This is a genomic window from Roseateles sp. P4_D2, assembly GCF_056401875.1.
The window spans coordinates 1-16,556 of record NZ_JBFUIM010000011.1 but is presented as its reverse complement, the minus strand read 5'-3'; the positions used below and the strand labels follow the sequence as shown (position 1 = coordinate 16,556).

Genomic DNA, 16,556 nt, shown 5'->3' with positions numbered 1-16,556 from the left:
AGAATCCAGCAGGCCTTCGGGCCTGCTTTTTTGTTGACGTTCAACCTTTCCATGGACTACATCAATCCGGCTCTCGACCTGAACCAGCTCACTGCGCAGTTCGGCCGTGACCGCCGCCTACTGATCCGCGATTTCTTCAAACCGGATGTCGCCGATGCCTTGGCTCGCGCCGTCGAAGCTATCGACTGGAGCTTGTGCTATCGCGACGCTGAGGGCGACCGTCGGCTGACGGGCGAGCAACTGCGCGGGCTCGGTGAAAACCAGCGAAGCCATCTGAGCAACGGCATCATGGAAGTCGCTCGCCGCCAATTTCAGTTCTCCTTTTTTACTGAATCCCTCGCGGATGCAATGAATCGCGGCGAAACCGGGCTACTGGCACGTTTCATACGCTGGATGGCCGATGAGAACTTTCTGAACGTGATGCGCGACATCACCGGCGTGCGGGAGGTCAACCGCGTGTACGCCCAGGCGACGATGTATGCCCCGGGGAGCTTCCTGCTCGCCCACGACGATCACGTTGACATCGAAGACCGACGCCTGGCCTATGTCATCAACCTGACGCGGCAATGGCGACCGGACTGGGGCGGTCTGCTGAACTTCAGCGAGCGCGACGGCACCGTCAGCGACAGCTTCTTCCCGCATTTCAATTCACTCTCGCTGTTTGCAGTGCCGCAAACCCACTTCGTCTCCTATGTGCCGCCGTTTGCCCAGGGCCAACGCAACGCCATCACCGGGTGGTTGATTGCTGCTTGAAAGGGTGGCCTCGCCTGAACCCTCCGGCTTTGTCCGCCTTTTGTGTCCAGATGCATGTAATCGCGCTGTTTCGCTTGCCCGGGTTAGCCCCAGGAAGTCGTGACAAAAGCGACGGCTAAGATGCCGGCATGGCCAGATTTGGCCGGTGGTGTAGTCTCTCGCTGCGCCTGGTTCGTGGCGATGAAACGCGTGCCCGACGGCTCTACTGCCACCGGGCGTTTTTTTTGCCTTGAACAGGTGTAAAGAGGCTTTACACACCGGCGGCACTGCGTGTTTTCGACGAGGCGGAATCGTTGCTTCCGCGATTTAGAATCCACGCCCTTCGGGAACCAGTTCACGGCAGGAGCGCAACTTTCGCCGTGGCGGTGGCCGCTTGTCCGAGAAGAGTCATTGACTGTGATTTGTAGTTGCAAGAAGGAGCGCGCATGAATTTTGCGCAGGAGAAGCAGGGCGCATCCCGGTTCACGGGCTTCGGCATCGTCGTCCTGATCCACGTCGTGGCCATCTACGCGCTGGCCAGCGGTCTGGCTCGCGATATCGTCAAGAAGGTCACCGGTCCCATCGACGTCAAGGTGATCGAAGAGAAGGTCAAACCGCCGCCGCCGCCAGAGAAGGTGGTGCCTCCGCCGCCGGATCTCAAGGCGCCGCCTCCGCCTTTCGTGCCGCCGCCCGAGTTCCAGGTGACCGCACCCGCGCCGCCGGCCCCGGCCATCGTTTCCACGCAGGTTCAACCGCCAGCCGCCGACATTCGCCCGGCACCGCCGCCGGTGGTCGCTGCACCGCCTCCGCCTGCTCGCACAGGCCCCGTCAAGGCGGCCATGGTCTGCACCAAGATGGGCAAGCCTGAAATGCCGTCGGTCAACTGGAGCGGCGAAGCTCTGTACAAGGCTATCGCCACCGTGAAGGCAGGCCGTGTCACAGCCGTTGAAATCACCTCGCAGCGTGGTGGCGTGGATCGCAAGGCGCAGCGCGCCCTGATCCAGGCCATCGAAGCTACTCTGCGTGATACCTACGAATGCCCGGGCGATCACGTGTTCGAGCAGGAGTTCCAGTTCAAGATCGACTAAGAGACCTGCTTAGAACCCGGCGCCAGACCGGCGCTTTCAGAACCGCATCAAAACAGAATTTTTCCTAGGAGTTGACTCCATGATTTCTCGCATCACCGGCTTCCTTGCCGCCATCGCCATGGTCGCGACCCTGGCCGTTTCGCCTGCCCACGCGCAAGATCAGAAGCCGGCCGACGCCGCCTCGGCCGCCGTGGTTGACGCCGCCGCCGCTCCGGCTGCTGCCGCCTCCAAGCCGCAAGACAACCCCTATGGTCTGGCCAACATCGTTGCCCATGGCAACGTTGTCGACCAGGTCGTGCTGTTCATCCTGGCCATGATGTCCATGGGTTCCTGGTACATCCTGGTCGTGCGCCTGTGGGACACGAGCAAGCTGTCCTCCGAAGCCAAGGAAGTCCGCGCCACCTTCTTCAAGAAGGCCAGCCTGGCCGATGGCATCCGCAGCCTGAAGGAAGAAAGCGCCTTCCGCTACATCGCCACCACCGCCATCGAGGCTTCGGAGCACCATGAGGGCGCCCTGACCGAGAACATCGACCACAGCAGCTGGGTGACGATGAACGTCGACCGCGCCGTTGCCGACGTCAACACCAAGATCTCCGCCGGCCTGGGCTTCCTGGCGACCGTCGGCTCGACCGCTCCCTTCATCGGCCTGTTCGGTACGGTGTGGGGCATCCTGAACGCGCTGACCGCCATCGGTCTGGCTGGCCAGGCTTCCATCGACAAGGTCGCCGGCCCCGTGGGCGCCGCGCTGATCATGACCGCTATCGGTCTGGTCGTCGCCGTTCCGGCCGTGCTGGGCTACAACTGGCTGGTGAACCGCAACAAGGGTGTCATGAGCCAGGTTCGTTCCTTCGCCGGCGATCTGCACGGCGTGCTGATGGGCAACCGCTCGGTCGCCAAGCGCTAATTCATCCCTGAGCAGCCGCTCGTAAAGGAGCCAATGCCATGGGCATGAACGTCGGATCCTCTTCCGGCGATGACGAGGTGGTCTCGACCATCAACACCACGCCCCTCGTGGACGTGATGTTGGTGCTGTTGATCATCTTCCTCATCACCGTGCCGGTGGTGACGCAGTCGATCGCGGTGAATCTCCCCAAGGAGACCAACCAGATTCGCGTCACCAAACCGGAAAACATCGAAATCTCGGTCAGCAAGGACGGTGACGTCTACTGGGGTACCAAGCTGATTCCCGACATGGAGGAGCTGGTCAAGCGCCTCGGCAAGGAGTCGGTCAAGAACCCGCAGCCCGAGGTCCATATTCGCGGCGACGACAAGGCGCGCTACGAGTCGGTCGGTCGCGTGATCTTCGCCAGCCAGCGTGCCGGCATCATGAAGGTCAACTTCGTCACCGAGCCGCCGGCTCGCAACTGATCCCAGGAGTCAAACATGGGAATGAATGTCGGAAGTTCGTCGGGAGATGGTGACCCCGAAGTCATGATGGACGTCAACACGACGCCGCTGATTGACGTGATGCTGGTGCTGCTGGTGATGCTCATCATCACCATCCCCATCCAGCTGCATACGGTCAACCTGGACATGCCACCGCCGAGCACGACGCCGCCTCAGCAAGACCCGGTCGTGCACACCGTCATGATCGACTTCGACGGCACTGTCTACTGGGATGAAGCTGCGCTGGCGAACAGCAAGGACGCAGTCGACGCCAAGATGCAGGAAATCGGCGCGATGCCGATCAGCGATCAGCCTGAAATCCATATCAAGCCGAACAAGCTGGTGGACTACGGCGTCGTTGCGGCGGTAATGGCCTCGGCCCAGCGTAACAGCGTCAAGAAGATGGGCATGGTTGGTAACGAGCAATTCGTCAAGTGACGTCTGCGGGACCGCTGACCACGATACTGTGATGCGCGCTGCCCGAAAGGGCGGCGCGTTTTTGCTTTGCAGGAGAGCAAGTTGAAGACTCTGAAAACCATGGTGGCCGTCGCCGTTGGCGCCCTGGCCCTGACCCTGAACGGCGCGCCCGGCGCGGAGTTCGGCTTCAGCCAGGCGGCCGCCCAGGACAGCGTGCGCAAGGAAGTCGGCACGCCGCTGACCGAGGCCAGCAAGTTGGTCAAGGCCGGCAAGTACAAGGAAGCGCTAGGCAAGCTGCGCGATGCCGAAGCCGTGGGTGGACGCACCGCCGGCGAAACCAACGCCATCGAAGGTGTGCGTTTCTCCGCCGCGATGGGCGCCAACGATCCCGACACGATGGCGCGCTCCTTTGACGTGCTCAAAGGCGCGGGCAAGCTGGGCCAGGCCCAGCAGCTGCAGTACATGGAGGCCATCGCTGGCACCTATCTGCGCAACCGCGACAACGGCAAGGCCCTGACCTGGGCGCAGCGCTACTTCAAGGAAGGCGGCAACAGCCCGACCATGAAGCAGGTGCAGCAGAACGCACAGTTCCTGTCCGGCGACATGACATCGACCATCAAGGACACGCTGGACGAAATCGCTGCCGACGAGCGTGCGGGCCGTGCGCTACCCAAGGACAAGCTCAACCTGCTGCTGTTCGCGGCCCAGAAGAAGGGCGACGGCAACGCGGAATCCGTGGCGACTGAGAAGCTGCTGAACTTCTATCCGGATCCCAAACTGTGGGCCCAGATCCTGGGCGGCCTGCCGCAGAAGAAGAGCTTCGACAGCAGCCGCTACGCGCTGGATCTTTATCGCCTGCGCCTGGTCACGGGCAACATGTCGCGCGGTGCCGAAGACTACATGGAGATGGCCCAGCTGGCCGCTCAGGCCGGCTATCCGGAAGAGGGCAAGCAGGTCGTTGACAAGGGCATGGCCGCGGGCGTGCTGGGTCAGGGGGCCGAAGGCGCCCGCCACAAGCGCCTGGCCGACCTGATGGTCAAGAAAATTGGCGAAGCCAAGGCCGCTGCAGCGGCCAACGAGAAGGCTGCCGCGGATGCCAAGGACGGCAACGAGTTCGTCAAGCTGGGGCTGGCCAATGCCTTTGGCGGCAACGCCAAGAAGGGCATCGAGCAGATCGAGCAAGGCATCGCCAAGGGCGATCTGAAGCGCCCCGAAGACGCCAAGCTCTACCTCGGCCTGGCCCACCAGCTGGCTGGCGAAAGCGCCAAGGCACAGGCGGCCTGGAAATCGGTCAAGGGCAATGAAGGCGCCGCTGACCTGGCGCGCCTGTGGGTCATCCAGTCGCGTTCAGCCAAGCGCTGATCGTTGGGGATCTCTAAATGAAAAGGGCCTGGTGCGAACCAGGCCCTTTTTCATTTCGCTGCCCGTTCGATACTGGTATTCCGGGCCGAGCGCTGGGCCTGCCATGGGCCAGAGGCCCATGGCCTTCCGTAGGCACAAGCAGTCCGCAGGGACTGCTTGTGTCCGACTCCAGTTCATCGAGCCGGCCCGCTTGGCGATGCTTGCGGCTCGATGCCGCAAGCATCGCCGTCCCCTCGGGGAACCCAGCTGGGCGCGCCCGCGTACAGCAGGGCGAGACCGGACGAGGGGCGTTATTTCGGTGCCAGGCGGATCGCGCCGTCCAGGCGGATGACCTCGCCGTTCAGCATGTCGTTGGTGACGATCTGGTGCACGAGTTTGGCGTAGTCCTCGGGCTTGCCCAGGCGGCTCGGGAAGGGGACGCTCGCGGCCAGCGCGTCCTGCACCTCCTGGGGCATGCCGAACAGCATCGGCGTGCCGAAAATACCTGGGGCGATGGTCATGTTGCGGATGCCGTTGCGAGCCAGGTCGCGGGCGATGGGCAGCGTCATGCCGACCACACCGCCCTTGGACGCCGAATAGGCCGCCTGGCCGATCTGGCCGTCATAGGCCGCGACCGACGCCGTCGAGATCAGCACGCCGCGCTCTCCAGTCGGTTCCGGCTCGTTCCTGGCCATGGCCTCGGCGGCCAGGCGGATCATGTTGAAGCTGCCGATCAGGTTGACCGTGATGGTCTTGCTGAAGGCCGCCAGCGGGTGGGCGCCATCCTTGCCGACTGTCTTGATGGCCGGCGCGATGCCGGCGCAGTTGACGAGGCCGACCAGCTTGCCCAGGCCCGTGGCTGCAGCGACGGCAGCCTGGCCATCGGCCTCCTGGCTGACGTCGCATTTGACGAAGAGGCCACCGAGCTCGGCGGCCACGGCCTGGCCACGTTCGGCCTGCAGATCGGCGATGACGACCTTGGCGCCGTGGGCCGCCAGCATGCGGGCCGTGCCTTCACCGAGGCCCGAGGCGCCGCCGGTGACGATGAACACCTTGCCTGCAATTTCCATGATGAGGATCTCCTGGGTATGGGGAACGGTTGACGTAAACGTCAATTGTGGACGACAAAAAAGCCGCGGGGCATGCGCGCCGCGGCTTGTTCTTGGGGTGAGAACGCTCAGGCCAGCGCGGCCAGGGCCTTCTTCATGATGTCGTCGACCGAACCGACGCCTTCGATGCGGCGGTACTTGGGTGCATTGGCATCGCCCGTGGCGGCCCACTGCGAGTAGTAGTCGACCAGAGGCCGGGTCTGGGCCGAATAGACATCCAGGCGCTTCTTGACCGTCTCTTCCTTGTCGTCCTCCCGCTGGACCAGCGGCTCGCCGGTCTCGTCGTCCTTGCCCTCGACCTTGGGTGGGTTGAACTTGACGTGGTAGGTGCGGCCTGAGGCCACATGCACGCGGCGGCCGCTCATGCGTTCGATGATGGCGTCGAAGGGCACGTCGATCTCGAGCACGTAGTCCAGCTTGACGCCGGCGGCCTTCATCGCGTCGGCTTGCGGGATGGTGCGCGGGAAGCCGTCGAACAGGAAACCCTTGGCGCAGTCGTCCTGGGCAATGCGTTCCTTGACGAGGCCGATGATGATGTCGTCGCTGACGAGGGCGCCCGAATCCATGACGGCCTTGGCGGCCAGGCCCATTTGTGTGCCGRCCTTGATAGCGGCGCGCAGCATGTCACCGGTGGAGATCTGCGGAATGCCGAATTGCTTGCAGATGAAGGCAGCTTGGGTGCCTTTGCCGGCGCCTGGCGCGCCCAGAAGGATCAATCGCATGGGTCTCCTCGTCTCGTCAGGACTGTGAAAAAGTCCTGCATAAATCAGCGGTCAAGTATCGCATGCGGCCTTATCTGAGCCTGACGCCGCAGACCCGCGTCAACCCTCGATGAGACGCCTCACGCGCTCCAGATCCTCGGGTGTGTCCACGCCTGGTCCGGGCCGCTCGTCGCTCACATGCACGGCGATGCGCTCGCCGTGCCAGAGCACGCGCAACTGCTCCAGCGACTCAATCTGCTCCAGGGGGCTGACGGCCAGCGTGGGGAAGCGACGCAGGAAGCCGGCGCGGTAGGCATACAGGCCGACATGGCGCAGCGCGCCGTTGGGCTGGCCGCCGCCGTCGCGCCACCAGGCGATGGGCGCGCGTGAGAAATACAGCGCACGGCCGGCCTTGTCGGTGACCAGCTTGACGACATTCGGGTTCGCGAACTCAGAAGGATCGGTCAGCGCATGCGCGACGGTGGCCATCACGCAGTCGGCCTGGGCGGCCAGCATCAGTGCGCAGGCGTCGATCATGGCCGGTGCGATCAGCGGTTCGTCACCTTGCACGTTGACGACAACGGCGTCGTCAGCCAGCCCGAGCTGCTCGACGGCTTCGGCGAGACGGTCACTACCGGACGGATGGTCGGCTCGCGTCATCAGCGCGCGCACACCGTGGGTGGCGCAGGCGGCCGCGACTTCGGGCGCATCGGTCGCCACGACGATCTGGCTGGCACCGGACTCGGCCGCGCGGCGCGCCACGCGCACGATCATCGGCAGGCCGGCGATGTCGGCCAGCGGCTTGTTCGGCAGCCGCGTCGATGCCAGGCGCGCGGGGATGATGACGGTGAAGCTCATTGGTGCACCCTTCGGCCTGCGGCCTTGCCTGGCCGACAGCGCGGCCAGGCGTTCGCCAGGCATGGGATGCCCACAGGGCATCCCATGTCCGGGCTCACTCCCGCCAAGCGGGAGTGAGCTTGCTTGGGGCGGCCCGGCGCGGCGCTCACGGTGCCAGCACGACCGGTGGCGCGGGGGCGTCCGGGTCCCAGGCCTTGGCCTCGCTCTCCAGCATCAGAGGAATGCCGTCGCGAACGGGGAAGGCCAGGCGGTCGGCGCGGCAGGCCAGGGCCGGCAATTCCAGTCCGGCACCTTCACGCAGCAGCGTCAGCGGCCCCTTGCACAGGGGGCAGACCAGCATTTCGATGAGGCGTTGATCCATCAGGCGAGAGCGAAGAGTTTTTGCAGTTGGGTGTCCAGCGCGGCCTCGAAGCCGGCACCGGGCGAGAAGTCTAGCGCCACGACCCAGACGGGCAGGGTGCCGACGCGCTCGGGCGGCAGCTTCACGGCGTCTTTCTCGGTCAGCAGGACGGCGGCCGCGTCGGGCGGCCAAGGCAGGCTCGCGAAGTCGGCGTGGTCGGGCAGGGCCAGGCTGTCAAAGCGCAATCCAAGCGCCGCCAGCATGTCGAAGAAGCGCTGCGGCCTTGCCACGCCGGCAACGGCAAGCAGCCCCGGCCGCTCGCGCAAGGCCAGCAGCGTGTCCATCTGCGCCGGTTTGCCGGCCCACCAGTCGGCCAGCGTCACCGCGCCAGCCAGGCGGCGCTCGGCGACGAAGCCGGGCAAAGCGGTGCTCGGCCGCGGCGCGTTGTAGACGACAAGCTCGTTGGCCGCCAGCGCGGCGGGCGGCTGACGCAGGGGGCCTGCCGGCAGCAGGYGGCCATTGCCCAGGCCGCGCTCATCGAACACCAGCAGGCTCAGGTCCCGAGGCAGCCGCCAGTGCTGCAGGCCGTCGTCGCTGACCAACAGCTGCAGCCCCGGTTCGGCCGCCAGCAGCGCGCGCGCGGCAGCAACGCGATCCCGGCCGACCGCCACCGGCACACCGCTGCGCAGATGGATGAGCAGGGGCTCGTCGCCGACTTCGCGCGCCGTCGACACACGAGTGACGAGACGCGCGCCGTCGCCCTCGCGGCCATAGCCACGCGACACAACGCCGGCACGCAGGCCGTGCGTGCGCAACATCTCCAGCAAGGCCAGCGTCGTCGGCGTCTTGCCGGCACCACCGACGATCCAATTGCCGACGACGATGACGGGCACGGGCAGTGTTTGGACGCGCTTGAGCCCCATGCGGTAAGCGAGACGGCGCAGCGCCAGCAGCGCGCGGTAGAGCCAGCTCAGCGGCAGCAGCGCGACCGACAGCGCACCGCCGCTCAGCCACTGCTGCTGGAGCCGATCAGCGAGCGTCGGTCTGCGCGGCGAAGGTGACACGCGTCAGACCGACGCGGCGCGCGGCGTCCATCACGTTGATGACGGCCTGGTGAGGCGTAGCTGCGTCGGCCGAGATGATCAGCGACGCGTCGGCGTTGCCGCCGGAGGCCTGGCGCAGCGCGGCGATCAGGAGGTCCACCGAGCGGCCTTCCACCGGCTGGCGGTTGATGACGAAGCGGCCGTCGGCGGCGATGCCGACGATGACCTCCTGCGGCCTGTCCTTCAACTTCTCCGCGTCGGCCGAGGGCAGGGTGATCTGCAGCTCGGTGAACTTGGAGTACGTCGTTGACAGCATCAGGAAGATCAGGATCACCAACAGCACGTCGATGAAGGGGATCAGGTTGATCTCCGGCGGCTCGCGGTGTGGGGAGCGAAAGCGCATGGCGTTCTCGGCGCGTTCAGGCTGTGTACCGGCGCAGCTGGCCCAGCATGCGGTCGGCCGCTGCTTCGAGTTCGAGCACGTACTCCTCGATGCGGCCGCGGAAGTAGCGGTAGAACATCAGCGAGGGGATGGCGATCATCAGGCCGAAGGCGGTGTTGTAGAGCGCGATGGAGATGCCGTGGGCCAGCTGTGCGGGGTTCCCGCCGCCGGGTGTCTGGCTGCCAAAGATCTCGATCATGCCGACCACGGTGCCCATCAGGCCCAGCAGCGGCGCGGCCGTGGCGATGGTGCCCAGTGTGTTCATGTAGCGCTCGAGTTGGTGCACGGCGCGTCGGCCAGCAAATTCGAACACCAGGCGCAGCTTGCCCTCGGGCATCTGCGGCTCGGCAGTCACAGCGCGCAGGCCGGAAGCCAGCACTTCGCCGAGCAGCGAGTTTTCGGCCAGGCGGTCGATCATGTCCGGCGCGGGCAGTTGCTGGGCGCTGACGTTCATGACGTCCTCCAGCAGCCGCGGCGGCAGGATGCGGCTGGCGCGCAGGCTGGACAGCCTTTCGATGATCAGGGCCAGGGCCACCACGGAGCACAGGAGCAAGGGCCAGATCGGCCAACCGGCGGCTTGTATGATCGAAAACAAGGGCGTCCCCGTCGATGAAAAGGCCAGCAGGCCGGTCACAAAAACGGCCGCTGACGGCCGGATGAGTGCGCGGGATTATGGCCCCAGCCTTGCGCGCCTCGGCCGATCTCCGCCACTGCGAAAGCGTTCTCACAATCCACCGTTACTGTGGATAACTTTGTGGGCAACGCAGCGGCGCTGGCCTGCAGAGGCCGTCAAATCAAGGCCTTGGACAAGTTGCCTCAAGTTTGAGCAGTGGAATTCGAATTGAAAAACAAGGCCTTATGTGCTCATGACAGCTCTGTGACGGGCGAAATGAGCCGAAATTGCCCGCCAGCCCAGTATTGGCGCGGCTGTGGACTTCCCGGCCCGCGCCGGCATTGGGTTTGCGCGTGATTGAGCCCCGCGAAGCCGCTTCAAATCGTCGTGTCTGGGGCGTGGCTGGTTTGCTGGAGGCGGTGAGCCAGAGCCTGGCTGAGCGCTTCTCGGTCGTCGCCGTTGGCGGCGAGATCACTGGCTTCACGCGCGCCGCCAGCGGCCACTGCTATTTCGGACTGAAGGACGCCGACGGCCAGGCCGCCAGCCTGCGCTGCGCGATGTTCCGCCGCGCCGCCGCCATGCTGGACTTTGCGCCGGCCGAAGGCGTGCTGGTCGAGGTGCGCGGCCGCGTCGCCGTCTACGAGCCGCGCGGCGAGCTGCAGTTCGTCGTCGAGGCCATGCGCCGTGCGGGTGCCGGCACGCTGTACGAGCAGTTCCTCGCGCTGCGGGCGCGGCTGACGGCCGAGGGCCTGTTCGATGCCGACACCAAGCGCGCGCTGCCCACCCACCCCCGCCGCATCGGCGTCATCACGTCGGCGGCCGGTGCCGCCCTGCACGATGTGCTGACGGCGCTGGCGCGGCGAGCGCCCCAGGTCGAGGTGCTGGTCTACCCGAGTCCGGTGCAGGGCGCCGAAGCGCCGCCGGCGCTGGTCGAAGCGCTGAGGCGCGCCAACGAGCGGGCCGAGGTCGACGTGCTGCTGCTGGTGCGCGGCGGCGGCTCGCTGGAGGACCTGTGGGCCTTCAATGACGAACGCGTCGTCCGCGCGGTGGCCAATTCGGCCCTGCCCATCGTCTGCGGCGTCGGCCACGAGACCGACGTGACACTGTGCGACCTGGCCGCAGACCTGCGCGCGCCCACGCCCACGGCCGCCGCCGAGCTGGCGGCGCCGTCGCGCGCCAGCCTGCTGCAGCACCTCGGTGCGCTGGAGCGCAGCCTCACCCTGCGCATCGACCACCGCCTGCAAACCCTGGCTCAGCGCCTGGATCGCCTCGCGCTGCGCCTGTCCCGCCCCAGTGATGTACTGACCCGCCAGCGCCGCCTGCTGGAACTGCTCGCCCAGCGTGCCAGCGCGGCGCCGCGGCGGCGCGTTGAACTGCAGGGCCAGCGGCTGACCCACCTGGAGCAGCGCCATGAACGCGCGCACCACGAGATCCTGGCGCGTCAGCACACTCGGCTGGACGCGCTGCAGGCCCGCCTGCAGGCCCTGGACCCGCAGCATGTGCTGGCGCGCGGCTACGCCTGGCTGGACGACGGCGCCGGCGGCGCGGTGACGTCCGTGCATGCCTTGCTGCCCGGCGCCGAGGTGCGTGCGGTGCTGGCCGACGGCAGCCTCGACTTGCGCGTTCTGGGGGTACAGCCTTCGCCGCAGGGGTGATTGGCTCTCCCTACAATCTTTGCGTTTCCCTTCCCCCCAACACCTGAGGACTCCACGATGGAACACACGCTGCCCCCGCTGCCTTACCCGATCGACTCGCTGGCCCCGCACTACAGCAAGGAAACGCTGGAGTTCCACCACGGCAAGCACCACAACGCTTACGTCGTGAACCTCAACAACCTGCAAAAGGGTACCGAGTACGAAGCCCTGACGCTGGAAGAGATCATCAAGAAGGCGCCGAATCCGGGCCCGATCTACAACAACGCCGCCCAGATCTGGAACCACACCTTCTTCTGGAACTGCATGAAGCCGCAAGGCGGCGGCGAGCCCAGCGGTGCGCTGGCCGACGCCATCAACGCCAAGTGGGGCAGCTATGCCGCCTTCAAGGAAGCCTTCGTCAAGAGCGCCGTCGGCAACTTCGGCTCGGGCTGGACCTGGCTGGTCAAGAAGGCCGATGGCTCTGTCGACATCGTCAACACCGGCGCCGCCGGCACGCCGCTGACCGGTGCTGACAAGGCGCTGCTGACCGTCGACGTGTGGGAACACGCCTACTACATCGACTACCGCAACCTGCGCCCCAAGTTCGTCGAGGCCTTCCTGAGCAACCTTGTGAACTGGCAATTCGCTGAAAGCAACTTCGCCTGATCGGTTTTGCTCCGATGCAAAGGCCGGCTGATGCCGGCCTTTGTCATTGGGAAACTTGGATCACATGCCGCACCAGCGGGTAGACCTGGTGCTGCCAGCGCCGCCCGCTGAACACGCCGTAGTGGCCGACGTTGGGCTGGATGTAGTGGGTGCGCATATAGGCCCGCAGGCTGCTGGCGAGGTCCTGGGCGGCCAGCGTCTGGCCGACAGCGCAGATGTCGTCGCGCTCACCCTCCACGGTCAGCAACGCGGTGCGGCGGATGGCCGCCGGGTTTACACGGCGGCCCCTGAAGAACATCTCGCCGCGCGGCAGGTCGTAGGTCTGGAAGACGTGCTCCACCGTCTCCAGGTAGAAGTCGGCCGCGAGGTCGGCCACCGCAAGGTATTCCTCGTAGAACACGCGCGTGACCTCGGCCTTGTCGAACTCGTCGGCGACGAGGTGCTTGTAGTAGTCCTTGAAGGCGTTGGTGTGCCTGTCCTTGTTCATGCTCATGAAGGCCGACAGCTGCACGAAGCCCGGGTAGACGCGCCGCCCCGCACCCGCGTGCTGCCAGGGCACATGGCTGATCAGGTTCTTCTTGAACCACGAGATGGGCTTGCTGGTGGCGAGTTCGTTGACGGCGGTGGGGCTGACGCGGCAATCGATGGGGCCGGCCATCAGCGTCAGGCTGGCCGGCGTGGCTGGGTGGTCGTCCTCGGCCATCAGCGCCACGGCGGCGAGCGCGCTGACGCAGGGCTGGCAGACGGCCACCACGTGGGCCTGCGGGCCGATGGCGGCCAGGAAGTCGATCAGGTGGCCGGTGTATTCGTCCAGCCCGAAGCGGCCGGCCGCCAGCGGCACGTCGCGCACGTTGTGCCAATCGGTGATGTAGACATCATGGTCCTGCAGTAGCGTGCGCACCGTCTCGCGCAGCAGCGTGGCGAAGTGGCCCGACATCGGCGCCACCACCATCACCTTGGGTTGCTCCGGCGCGCCTTCCTTGCGAAAGCGCAGCAGCGTCGCAAAGGGCGTGGTCAGCGTGGTTTCTTCGGTGACAGGCCAGCGCTCGTCGCCGCTGACGATCTCACCAATGCGCCAGGGCGGGCGGGTGTGGGTGATCTGGGCCAGCTCGAAGACCTTGCCTGCCGCCGACCACTGACGCGCAGGCAGCCAGCTGGCGTCAGCAATGCCGGGCTGCTGCAGGAAGGGAAGCGACATGCGCGTGGCCATGCGCAGAGGCCACAGCAGATCGGTATGGGCCTGGTAGGCGGGGTACATGGTTGCTCCTGCAAGGCCGGTGATGCCAGGAGCGACGCAAGGAGCGCGCCAGCATGGCATGGGCCTTGCGTCGATGGAGTGCCCAGACCGAGAAGGAGACGCCATGCCCGTTGCCACGCCGACCCGCCCCGCCGCCAAGGCGGCGAAAACCGCTCCAGCACCGGCGCGCAAATCCAAGGCCGCGACACCCGCGGCCACGCTCACGCTGAGCAGCAAGAACTACTCCTCGTGGTCGCTGCGCGGCTGGCTGCTGACGCGCTTCGCCGGCCTGGCCTTCGATGAGATCATGGTCTCGCCCGACGACGAGGATGCGCGCAAGGAACTGCTGCTGCTTGCGCCCTCCATCCGCGTGCCCTGCCTGCGGCATGACGGCGTGACGGTCTGGAACAACATGGCCATTGCCGAGTATCTGAACGAGCTTTTTCCCAAAGCCGGCCTGTGGCCCGCGGACCGCGTCGCGCGGGCCCATGCGCGGGCCATCTGCGGCGAGATGAACTCCGGCTTTGCCAATTTGCGCGCGTCGCTGCCCATGAACCTCAAGGGCCACTTTCCGCGCCACAAGATCTGGGCCGGGGCCAAGCCCGACATCGAGCGCATCACCGAAATCTGGACCGACTGCCTGGCGCGCTACGGCGGCCCCTATCTGTTTGGTGCCAAGCGCAGCGCGGCCGACGCCTTCTTTGCGCCGGTCGTCACGCGCTTCATGACCTATGACGTGCCGTTGAATCCCGCCTGCATGGCCTATTGCAAGGCCATCAGCGCGATGCCGGAGCTGAAGGAATGGACCGCAGCGGCGCGCGAGGAGCCCGACGAGATCGAGCAGCTCGACATGGATTTTTGAGCTTCACGCCCAGGGCGCCGGGATCGGCACCTCGCAGGGTGCCGGCATGTCCACCGTCTTGAAGTCGGCCGGCGACACGATCTCCAGGTATTCCATGTCCGGCGAGTAGTCGAACAGGTAATGCACGATGCCGGGGCGCTGGTGCACGCAGTCGCCGGCCTCGACCAGCGTCACCTGGTCGCCGTACATGAACTTGGCCCAGCCCTTGGTCATCAGCACGATCTGGAACTCCGCCTCATGGCGGTGCCATCCCGTGCCCTTTTCAGGGGCCATGTTCGCCTTCACAAGGTGCGCGATGACCTTGCCCGCCGTGGCCTCGGCCACGCCCAGGTCGCGGTAGAGGAAGAAATCTCTCAGGCCGTCGGGGCGCCAGGGCGTGTCTCCGGGCTTGACATGGGAGAACTGTGTGGCGGACGCGTCGTTGGCGGCGTCCACGGGTATCGACAGATCCGACATGAGTGACCTCCTGAAATGCTGCAGGCGCTGGAGCACACGCAATATGTGTTCCCGCAAAAGCTTGACCCAGGTCATGGGGGCGGCGGGGCGTGCCGTCTAGATTGGCGGCGTGAGTGCACCCCCTCCCGGCTTGTGTGCGGCTGATGCCGACGCCCGCCTCCTCGCCCCCTTCACGACCTGGCCCGATGGCCGGGGCGGTGTGGCGCTGTCACAGTTCCAGGTGGCAGGCATGCATTGCGCGGCCTGCTCGGGATTGATCGAAGCGGCGCTGCTGAAACTGCCGGGCGTGCGCGGTGCCAGCGTCAATCCGGCGTCGGCGCGGCTGGCCTTGCAGTGGTTGCCTTCACAGCTCACGCTCGCCGACGTGCTGGCCGCGCTGCAGGTGGCGGGCTACCGGGCCACGCCCGACGTCGCAGCGCCGGCGCGCGAGCTGCGCAGGCAGGAAAGGCGCCAGGCCCTGTGGCGGCTCTTTGTCGCCGCCTTCCTGATGATGCAGGTCATGATGATGGCGACGCCGGCCTATGTCGCCGCCCCGGGTGAGCTCAGCGCCGACCTGGACCGTCTGCTGCGCTGGGCCAGCTGGGTGCTGACGCTGCCCGTCATGGCCTTTTCGGCCGCCCTCTTCATGGTTGGCGCCTGGCGACAGCTCAGGGCAGGGCGGCTGGGCATGGATGTGCCGGTGGCGCTGGGCATCGCCGTCACCTTCGTGGCCAGCACCGGCGCCTTGTTCGACCCCGGCGGGCCTTTGGGCTACGAGGTCTACTTCGATTCGCTGACGATGTTCGTCGCGCTGCTGCTGCTGGCGCGCTGGTTCGAACTGGGGGCGCGGCATCGTGCGGCGGATGCGCTGGAAGCGGTCGCCGGTGCGTTGCCAACGGCGGCCGAGCGGCTGCGCGAGGACGGCAGCAGTGAACGCGTCGCGCCCGAGGCCCTGCACGTGGGCGACCGCATCCGCGTCGCGGCCGGCGAGGCCTTCGCGGCCGACGGCCGTGTGCTGTCCGGCCAGGGCTGGGCCAACGAGGCCCTGCTGACGGGCGAATCCGCGCCGGTCGCCAAGACGGCGGGCGATGCGGTCGTGGCGGGCAGTATCAATATGGACGGCTCTTTCACCGTCAGCGTGCAGCGCGTGGGTGCAGACACGACGGCGCAGGGCATCGTGCGATTGATGCAGCAGGCCCAGAGCCAGCGGCCTTTTGTCAACGGCGTGCTGGACCGTGTCGCTGCGGGCTTCACGGCGGTCGTGCTGCTGCTGGCGCTGGTGGCGGGCGTCGGTTGGTGGTGGCTGGATCCTTCGCGCGCCGTCGCGGTCGCAGTGGCCGTGCTGATCGTCACCTGCCCCTGCGCGCTGACGCTGGCCGCGCCTGCGGCCTGGCTCGCGGCCAGCGGCGCGCTTGCTCGGCGCGGGTTGCTGCTGACGGACCTGGCGGCGCTGGAACGGCTGTGCGCCATCGACACCGTCGTCTTCGACAAGACCGGCACGCTCAGCGAGGACCGGCTGCAGCTGCGTCGCCACTGGGCCCAGGGCGCCGATGCCGACGCGCTGCTGAACGTCGCCCGCAGCCTGGCCGGGCTGTCGCGCCACCCGGTGGCGCAGGCACTGGCCGACGGAAGTGCCGGCAGCTGGGCGGACG

19 protein-coding genes are annotated in these 16,556 nt (G+C 66.4%); 10 read left to right on the top strand and 9 right to left on the bottom strand.

Annotated features, from left to right (window positions below):
- Window positions 1-51 precede the first annotated feature (51 nt).
- The 6 genes from AC1DW0_RS19550 to AC1DW0_RS19525 all read left to right on the top strand — a co-directional run bounded on the left by AC1DW0_RS19550 (window position 52) and on the right by AC1DW0_RS19525 (window position 4,985).
- On the top strand, window positions 52-753 hold the full coding sequence (locus AC1DW0_RS19550; protein ID WP_457394580.1) for a 2OG-Fe(II) oxygenase: 702 nt from the start codon (window positions 52-54) through the stop codon (window positions 751-753).
- A gap of 425 nt (window positions 754-1,178) precedes the next feature.
- Window positions 1,179-1,820, top strand: coding sequence for a hypothetical protein (locus AC1DW0_RS19545; RefSeq protein ID WP_056197813.1), 642 nt, complete (start codon window positions 1,179-1,181; stop codon window positions 1,818-1,820).
- Between the two features lie 79 nt (window positions 1,821-1,899).
- Complete coding sequence (locus AC1DW0_RS19540; RefSeq protein ID WP_056197812.1) at window positions 1,900-2,724, top strand: MotA/TolQ/ExbB proton channel family protein; 825 nt, start codon at window positions 1,900-1,902, stop codon at window positions 2,722-2,724.
- A 38-nt stretch (window positions 2,725-2,762) separates the two neighbouring features.
- The gene (locus tag AC1DW0_RS19535; protein WP_056197810.1) at window positions 2,763-3,188 is read left to right on the top strand and encodes an ExbD/TolR family protein; all 426 of its coding nucleotides are present in this window, start codon (window positions 2,763-2,765) and stop codon (window positions 3,186-3,188) included.
- Window positions 3,189-3,203: 15 nt separating this feature from the next.
- Complete coding sequence (locus AC1DW0_RS19530; RefSeq protein WP_200955287.1) at window positions 3,204-3,644, top strand: ExbD/TolR family protein; 441 nt, start codon at window positions 3,204-3,206, stop codon at window positions 3,642-3,644.
- An 81-nt stretch (window positions 3,645-3,725) separates the two neighbouring features.
- A complete protein-coding gene (locus AC1DW0_RS19525; protein WP_477947480.1) occupies window positions 3,726-4,985 on the top strand; it encodes a hypothetical protein in 1,260 nt (419 codons plus the stop codon).
- Window positions 4,986-5,275: 290 nt separating this feature from the next.
- Here AC1DW0_RS19525 and AC1DW0_RS19520 read toward each other — a convergent pair whose 3' ends face one another.
- The 7 genes from AC1DW0_RS19520 to AC1DW0_RS19490 all read right to left on the bottom strand — a co-directional run bounded on the left by AC1DW0_RS19520 (window position 5,276) and on the right by AC1DW0_RS19490 (window position 10,052).
- The gene (locus tag AC1DW0_RS19520; protein WP_056197804.1) at window positions 5,276-6,034 is read right to left on the bottom strand and encodes a 3-hydroxyacyl-CoA dehydrogenase; all 759 of its coding nucleotides are present in this window, start codon (window positions 6,032-6,034) and stop codon (window positions 5,276-5,278) included.
- Window positions 6,035-6,141: 107 nt separating this feature from the next.
- Window positions 6,142-6,795 carry an adenylate kinase gene (adk, locus tag AC1DW0_RS19515; protein ID WP_477947478.1) on the bottom strand — a complete coding sequence of 218 codons (654 nt, stop codon included), beginning with the start codon at window positions 6,793-6,795 and terminating at the stop codon, window positions 6,142-6,144.
- Window positions 6,796-6,894: 99 nt separating this feature from the next.
- Entirely contained in the window at window positions 6,895-7,632 is a 738-nt protein-coding gene (gene kdsB / locus AC1DW0_RS19510) for a 3-deoxy-manno-octulosonate cytidylyltransferase (RefSeq protein ID WP_457324281.1), read from the bottom strand.
- Between the two features lie 145 nt (window positions 7,633-7,777).
- Complete coding sequence (locus tag AC1DW0_RS19505; RefSeq protein ID WP_056197799.1) at window positions 7,778-7,993, bottom strand: Trm112 family protein; 216 nt, start codon at window positions 7,991-7,993, stop codon at window positions 7,778-7,780.
- Window positions 7,993-9,036: a tetraacyldisaccharide 4'-kinase gene (lpxK, locus tag AC1DW0_RS19500; RefSeq protein WP_477947476.1), complete on the bottom strand. Its 1,044-nt coding sequence runs from the start codon at window positions 9,034-9,036 to the stop codon at window positions 7,993-7,995. The genes AC1DW0_RS19505 and lpxK overlap by 1 nt, the downstream gene beginning before the upstream one ends.
- Window positions 9,002-9,418, bottom strand: a complete 417-nt coding sequence (locus tag AC1DW0_RS19495) for an ExbD/TolR family protein (RefSeq protein ID WP_477947474.1) — start codon at window positions 9,416-9,418, stop codon at window positions 9,002-9,004. The genes lpxK and AC1DW0_RS19495 overlap by 35 nt, the downstream gene beginning before the upstream one ends.
- A gap of 16 nt (window positions 9,419-9,434) precedes the next feature.
- A complete protein-coding gene (locus AC1DW0_RS19490) occupies window positions 9,435-10,052 on the bottom strand; it encodes a MotA/TolQ/ExbB proton channel family protein (protein ID WP_477947472.1) in 618 nt (205 codons plus the stop codon).
- Between the two features lie 371 nt (window positions 10,053-10,423).
- Here AC1DW0_RS19490 and xseA point away from each other — a divergent pair, with 371 nt between their 5' ends.
- Both xseA and AC1DW0_RS19480 read left to right on the top strand, forming a co-directional pair.
- Complete coding sequence (xseA, locus tag AC1DW0_RS19485) at window positions 10,424-11,725, top strand: exodeoxyribonuclease VII large subunit (RefSeq protein ID WP_477947470.1); 1,302 nt, start codon at window positions 10,424-10,426, stop codon at window positions 11,723-11,725.
- 57 nt (window positions 11,726-11,782) lie between these two features.
- On the top strand, window positions 11,783-12,370 hold the full coding sequence (locus AC1DW0_RS19480; protein WP_477947468.1) for a superoxide dismutase: 588 nt from the start codon (window positions 11,783-11,785) through the stop codon (window positions 12,368-12,370).
- Window positions 12,371-12,413: 43 nt separating this feature from the next.
- On the opposite strand, the gene AC1DW0_RS19475 is transcribed toward AC1DW0_RS19480, so the two are convergent.
- Complete coding sequence (locus AC1DW0_RS19475; protein WP_477947466.1) at window positions 12,414-13,628, bottom strand: polyhydroxyalkanoate depolymerase; 1,215 nt, start codon at window positions 13,626-13,628, stop codon at window positions 12,414-12,416.
- A 103-nt stretch (window positions 13,629-13,731) separates the two neighbouring features.
- Between AC1DW0_RS19475 and AC1DW0_RS19470 the strand changes: the two genes are divergently transcribed.
- A complete protein-coding gene (locus tag AC1DW0_RS19470) occupies window positions 13,732-14,469 on the top strand; it encodes a glutathione S-transferase family protein (RefSeq protein ID WP_477947464.1) in 738 nt (245 codons plus the stop codon).
- Between the two features lie 3 nt (window positions 14,470-14,472).
- On the opposite strand, the gene AC1DW0_RS19465 is transcribed toward AC1DW0_RS19470, so the two are convergent.
- Entirely contained in the window at window positions 14,473-14,925 is a 453-nt protein-coding gene (locus AC1DW0_RS19465; RefSeq protein WP_477947462.1) for a cupin domain-containing protein, read from the bottom strand.
- 109 nt (window positions 14,926-15,034) lie between these two features.
- On the opposite strand from AC1DW0_RS19465, the gene AC1DW0_RS19460 reads away from it, so the two are divergent.
- Window positions 15,035-16,556, top strand: a 1,522-nt coding sequence (locus tag AC1DW0_RS19460) for a heavy metal translocating P-type ATPase (protein WP_477947460.1), incomplete at its 3' end; no start/stop codon positions are given.

What these genes read in the sequence shown, in the direction of transcription:
- kdsB (WP_457324281.1), bottom strand. Translation starts at nt 7,632, where the DNA reads ATGAGCTTCACCGTCATCATCCCCGCGCGCCTGGCATCGACGCGGCTG.
- AC1DW0_RS19470 (WP_477947464.1), top strand. Translation starts at nt 13,732, where the DNA reads ATGCCCGTTGCCACGCCGACCCGCCCCGCCGCCAAGGCGGCGAAAACC.
- AC1DW0_RS19530 (WP_200955287.1), top strand. Translation starts at nt 3,204, where the DNA reads ATGGGAATGAATGTCGGAAGTTCGTCGGGAGATGGTGACCCCGAAGTC.
- AC1DW0_RS19495 (WP_477947474.1), bottom strand. Translation starts at nt 9,418, where the DNA reads ATGCGCTTTCGCTCCCCACACCGCGAGCCGCCGGAGATCAACCTGATC.
- AC1DW0_RS19520 (WP_056197804.1), bottom strand. Translation starts at nt 6,034, where the DNA reads ATGGAAATTGCAGGCAAGGTGTTCATCGTCACCGGCGGCGCCTCGGGC.
- AC1DW0_RS19545 (WP_056197813.1), top strand. Translation starts at nt 1,179, where the DNA reads ATGAATTTTGCGCAGGAGAAGCAGGGCGCATCCCGGTTCACGGGCTTC.
- AC1DW0_RS19505 (WP_056197799.1), bottom strand. Translation starts at nt 7,993, where the DNA reads ATGGATCAACGCCTCATCGAAATGCTGGTCTGCCCCCTGTGCAAGGGG.
- AC1DW0_RS19535 (WP_056197810.1), top strand. Translation starts at nt 2,763, where the DNA reads ATGGGCATGAACGTCGGATCCTCTTCCGGCGATGACGAGGTGGTCTCG.
- AC1DW0_RS19550 (WP_457394580.1), top strand. Translation starts at nt 52, where the DNA reads ATGGACTACATCAATCCGGCTCTCGACCTGAACCAGCTCACTGCGCAG.
- AC1DW0_RS19480 (WP_477947468.1), top strand. Translation starts at nt 11,783, where the DNA reads ATGGAACACACGCTGCCCCCGCTGCCTTACCCGATCGACTCGCTGGCC.
- AC1DW0_RS19475 (WP_477947466.1), bottom strand. Translation starts at nt 13,628, where the DNA reads ATGTACCCCGCCTACCAGGCCCATACCGATCTGCTGTGGCCTCTGCGC.
- AC1DW0_RS19465 (WP_477947462.1), bottom strand. Translation starts at nt 14,925, where the DNA reads ATGTCGGATCTGTCGATACCCGTGGACGCCGCCAACGACGCGTCCGCC.
- AC1DW0_RS19540 (WP_056197812.1), top strand. Translation starts at nt 1,900, where the DNA reads ATGATTTCTCGCATCACCGGCTTCCTTGCCGCCATCGCCATGGTCGCG.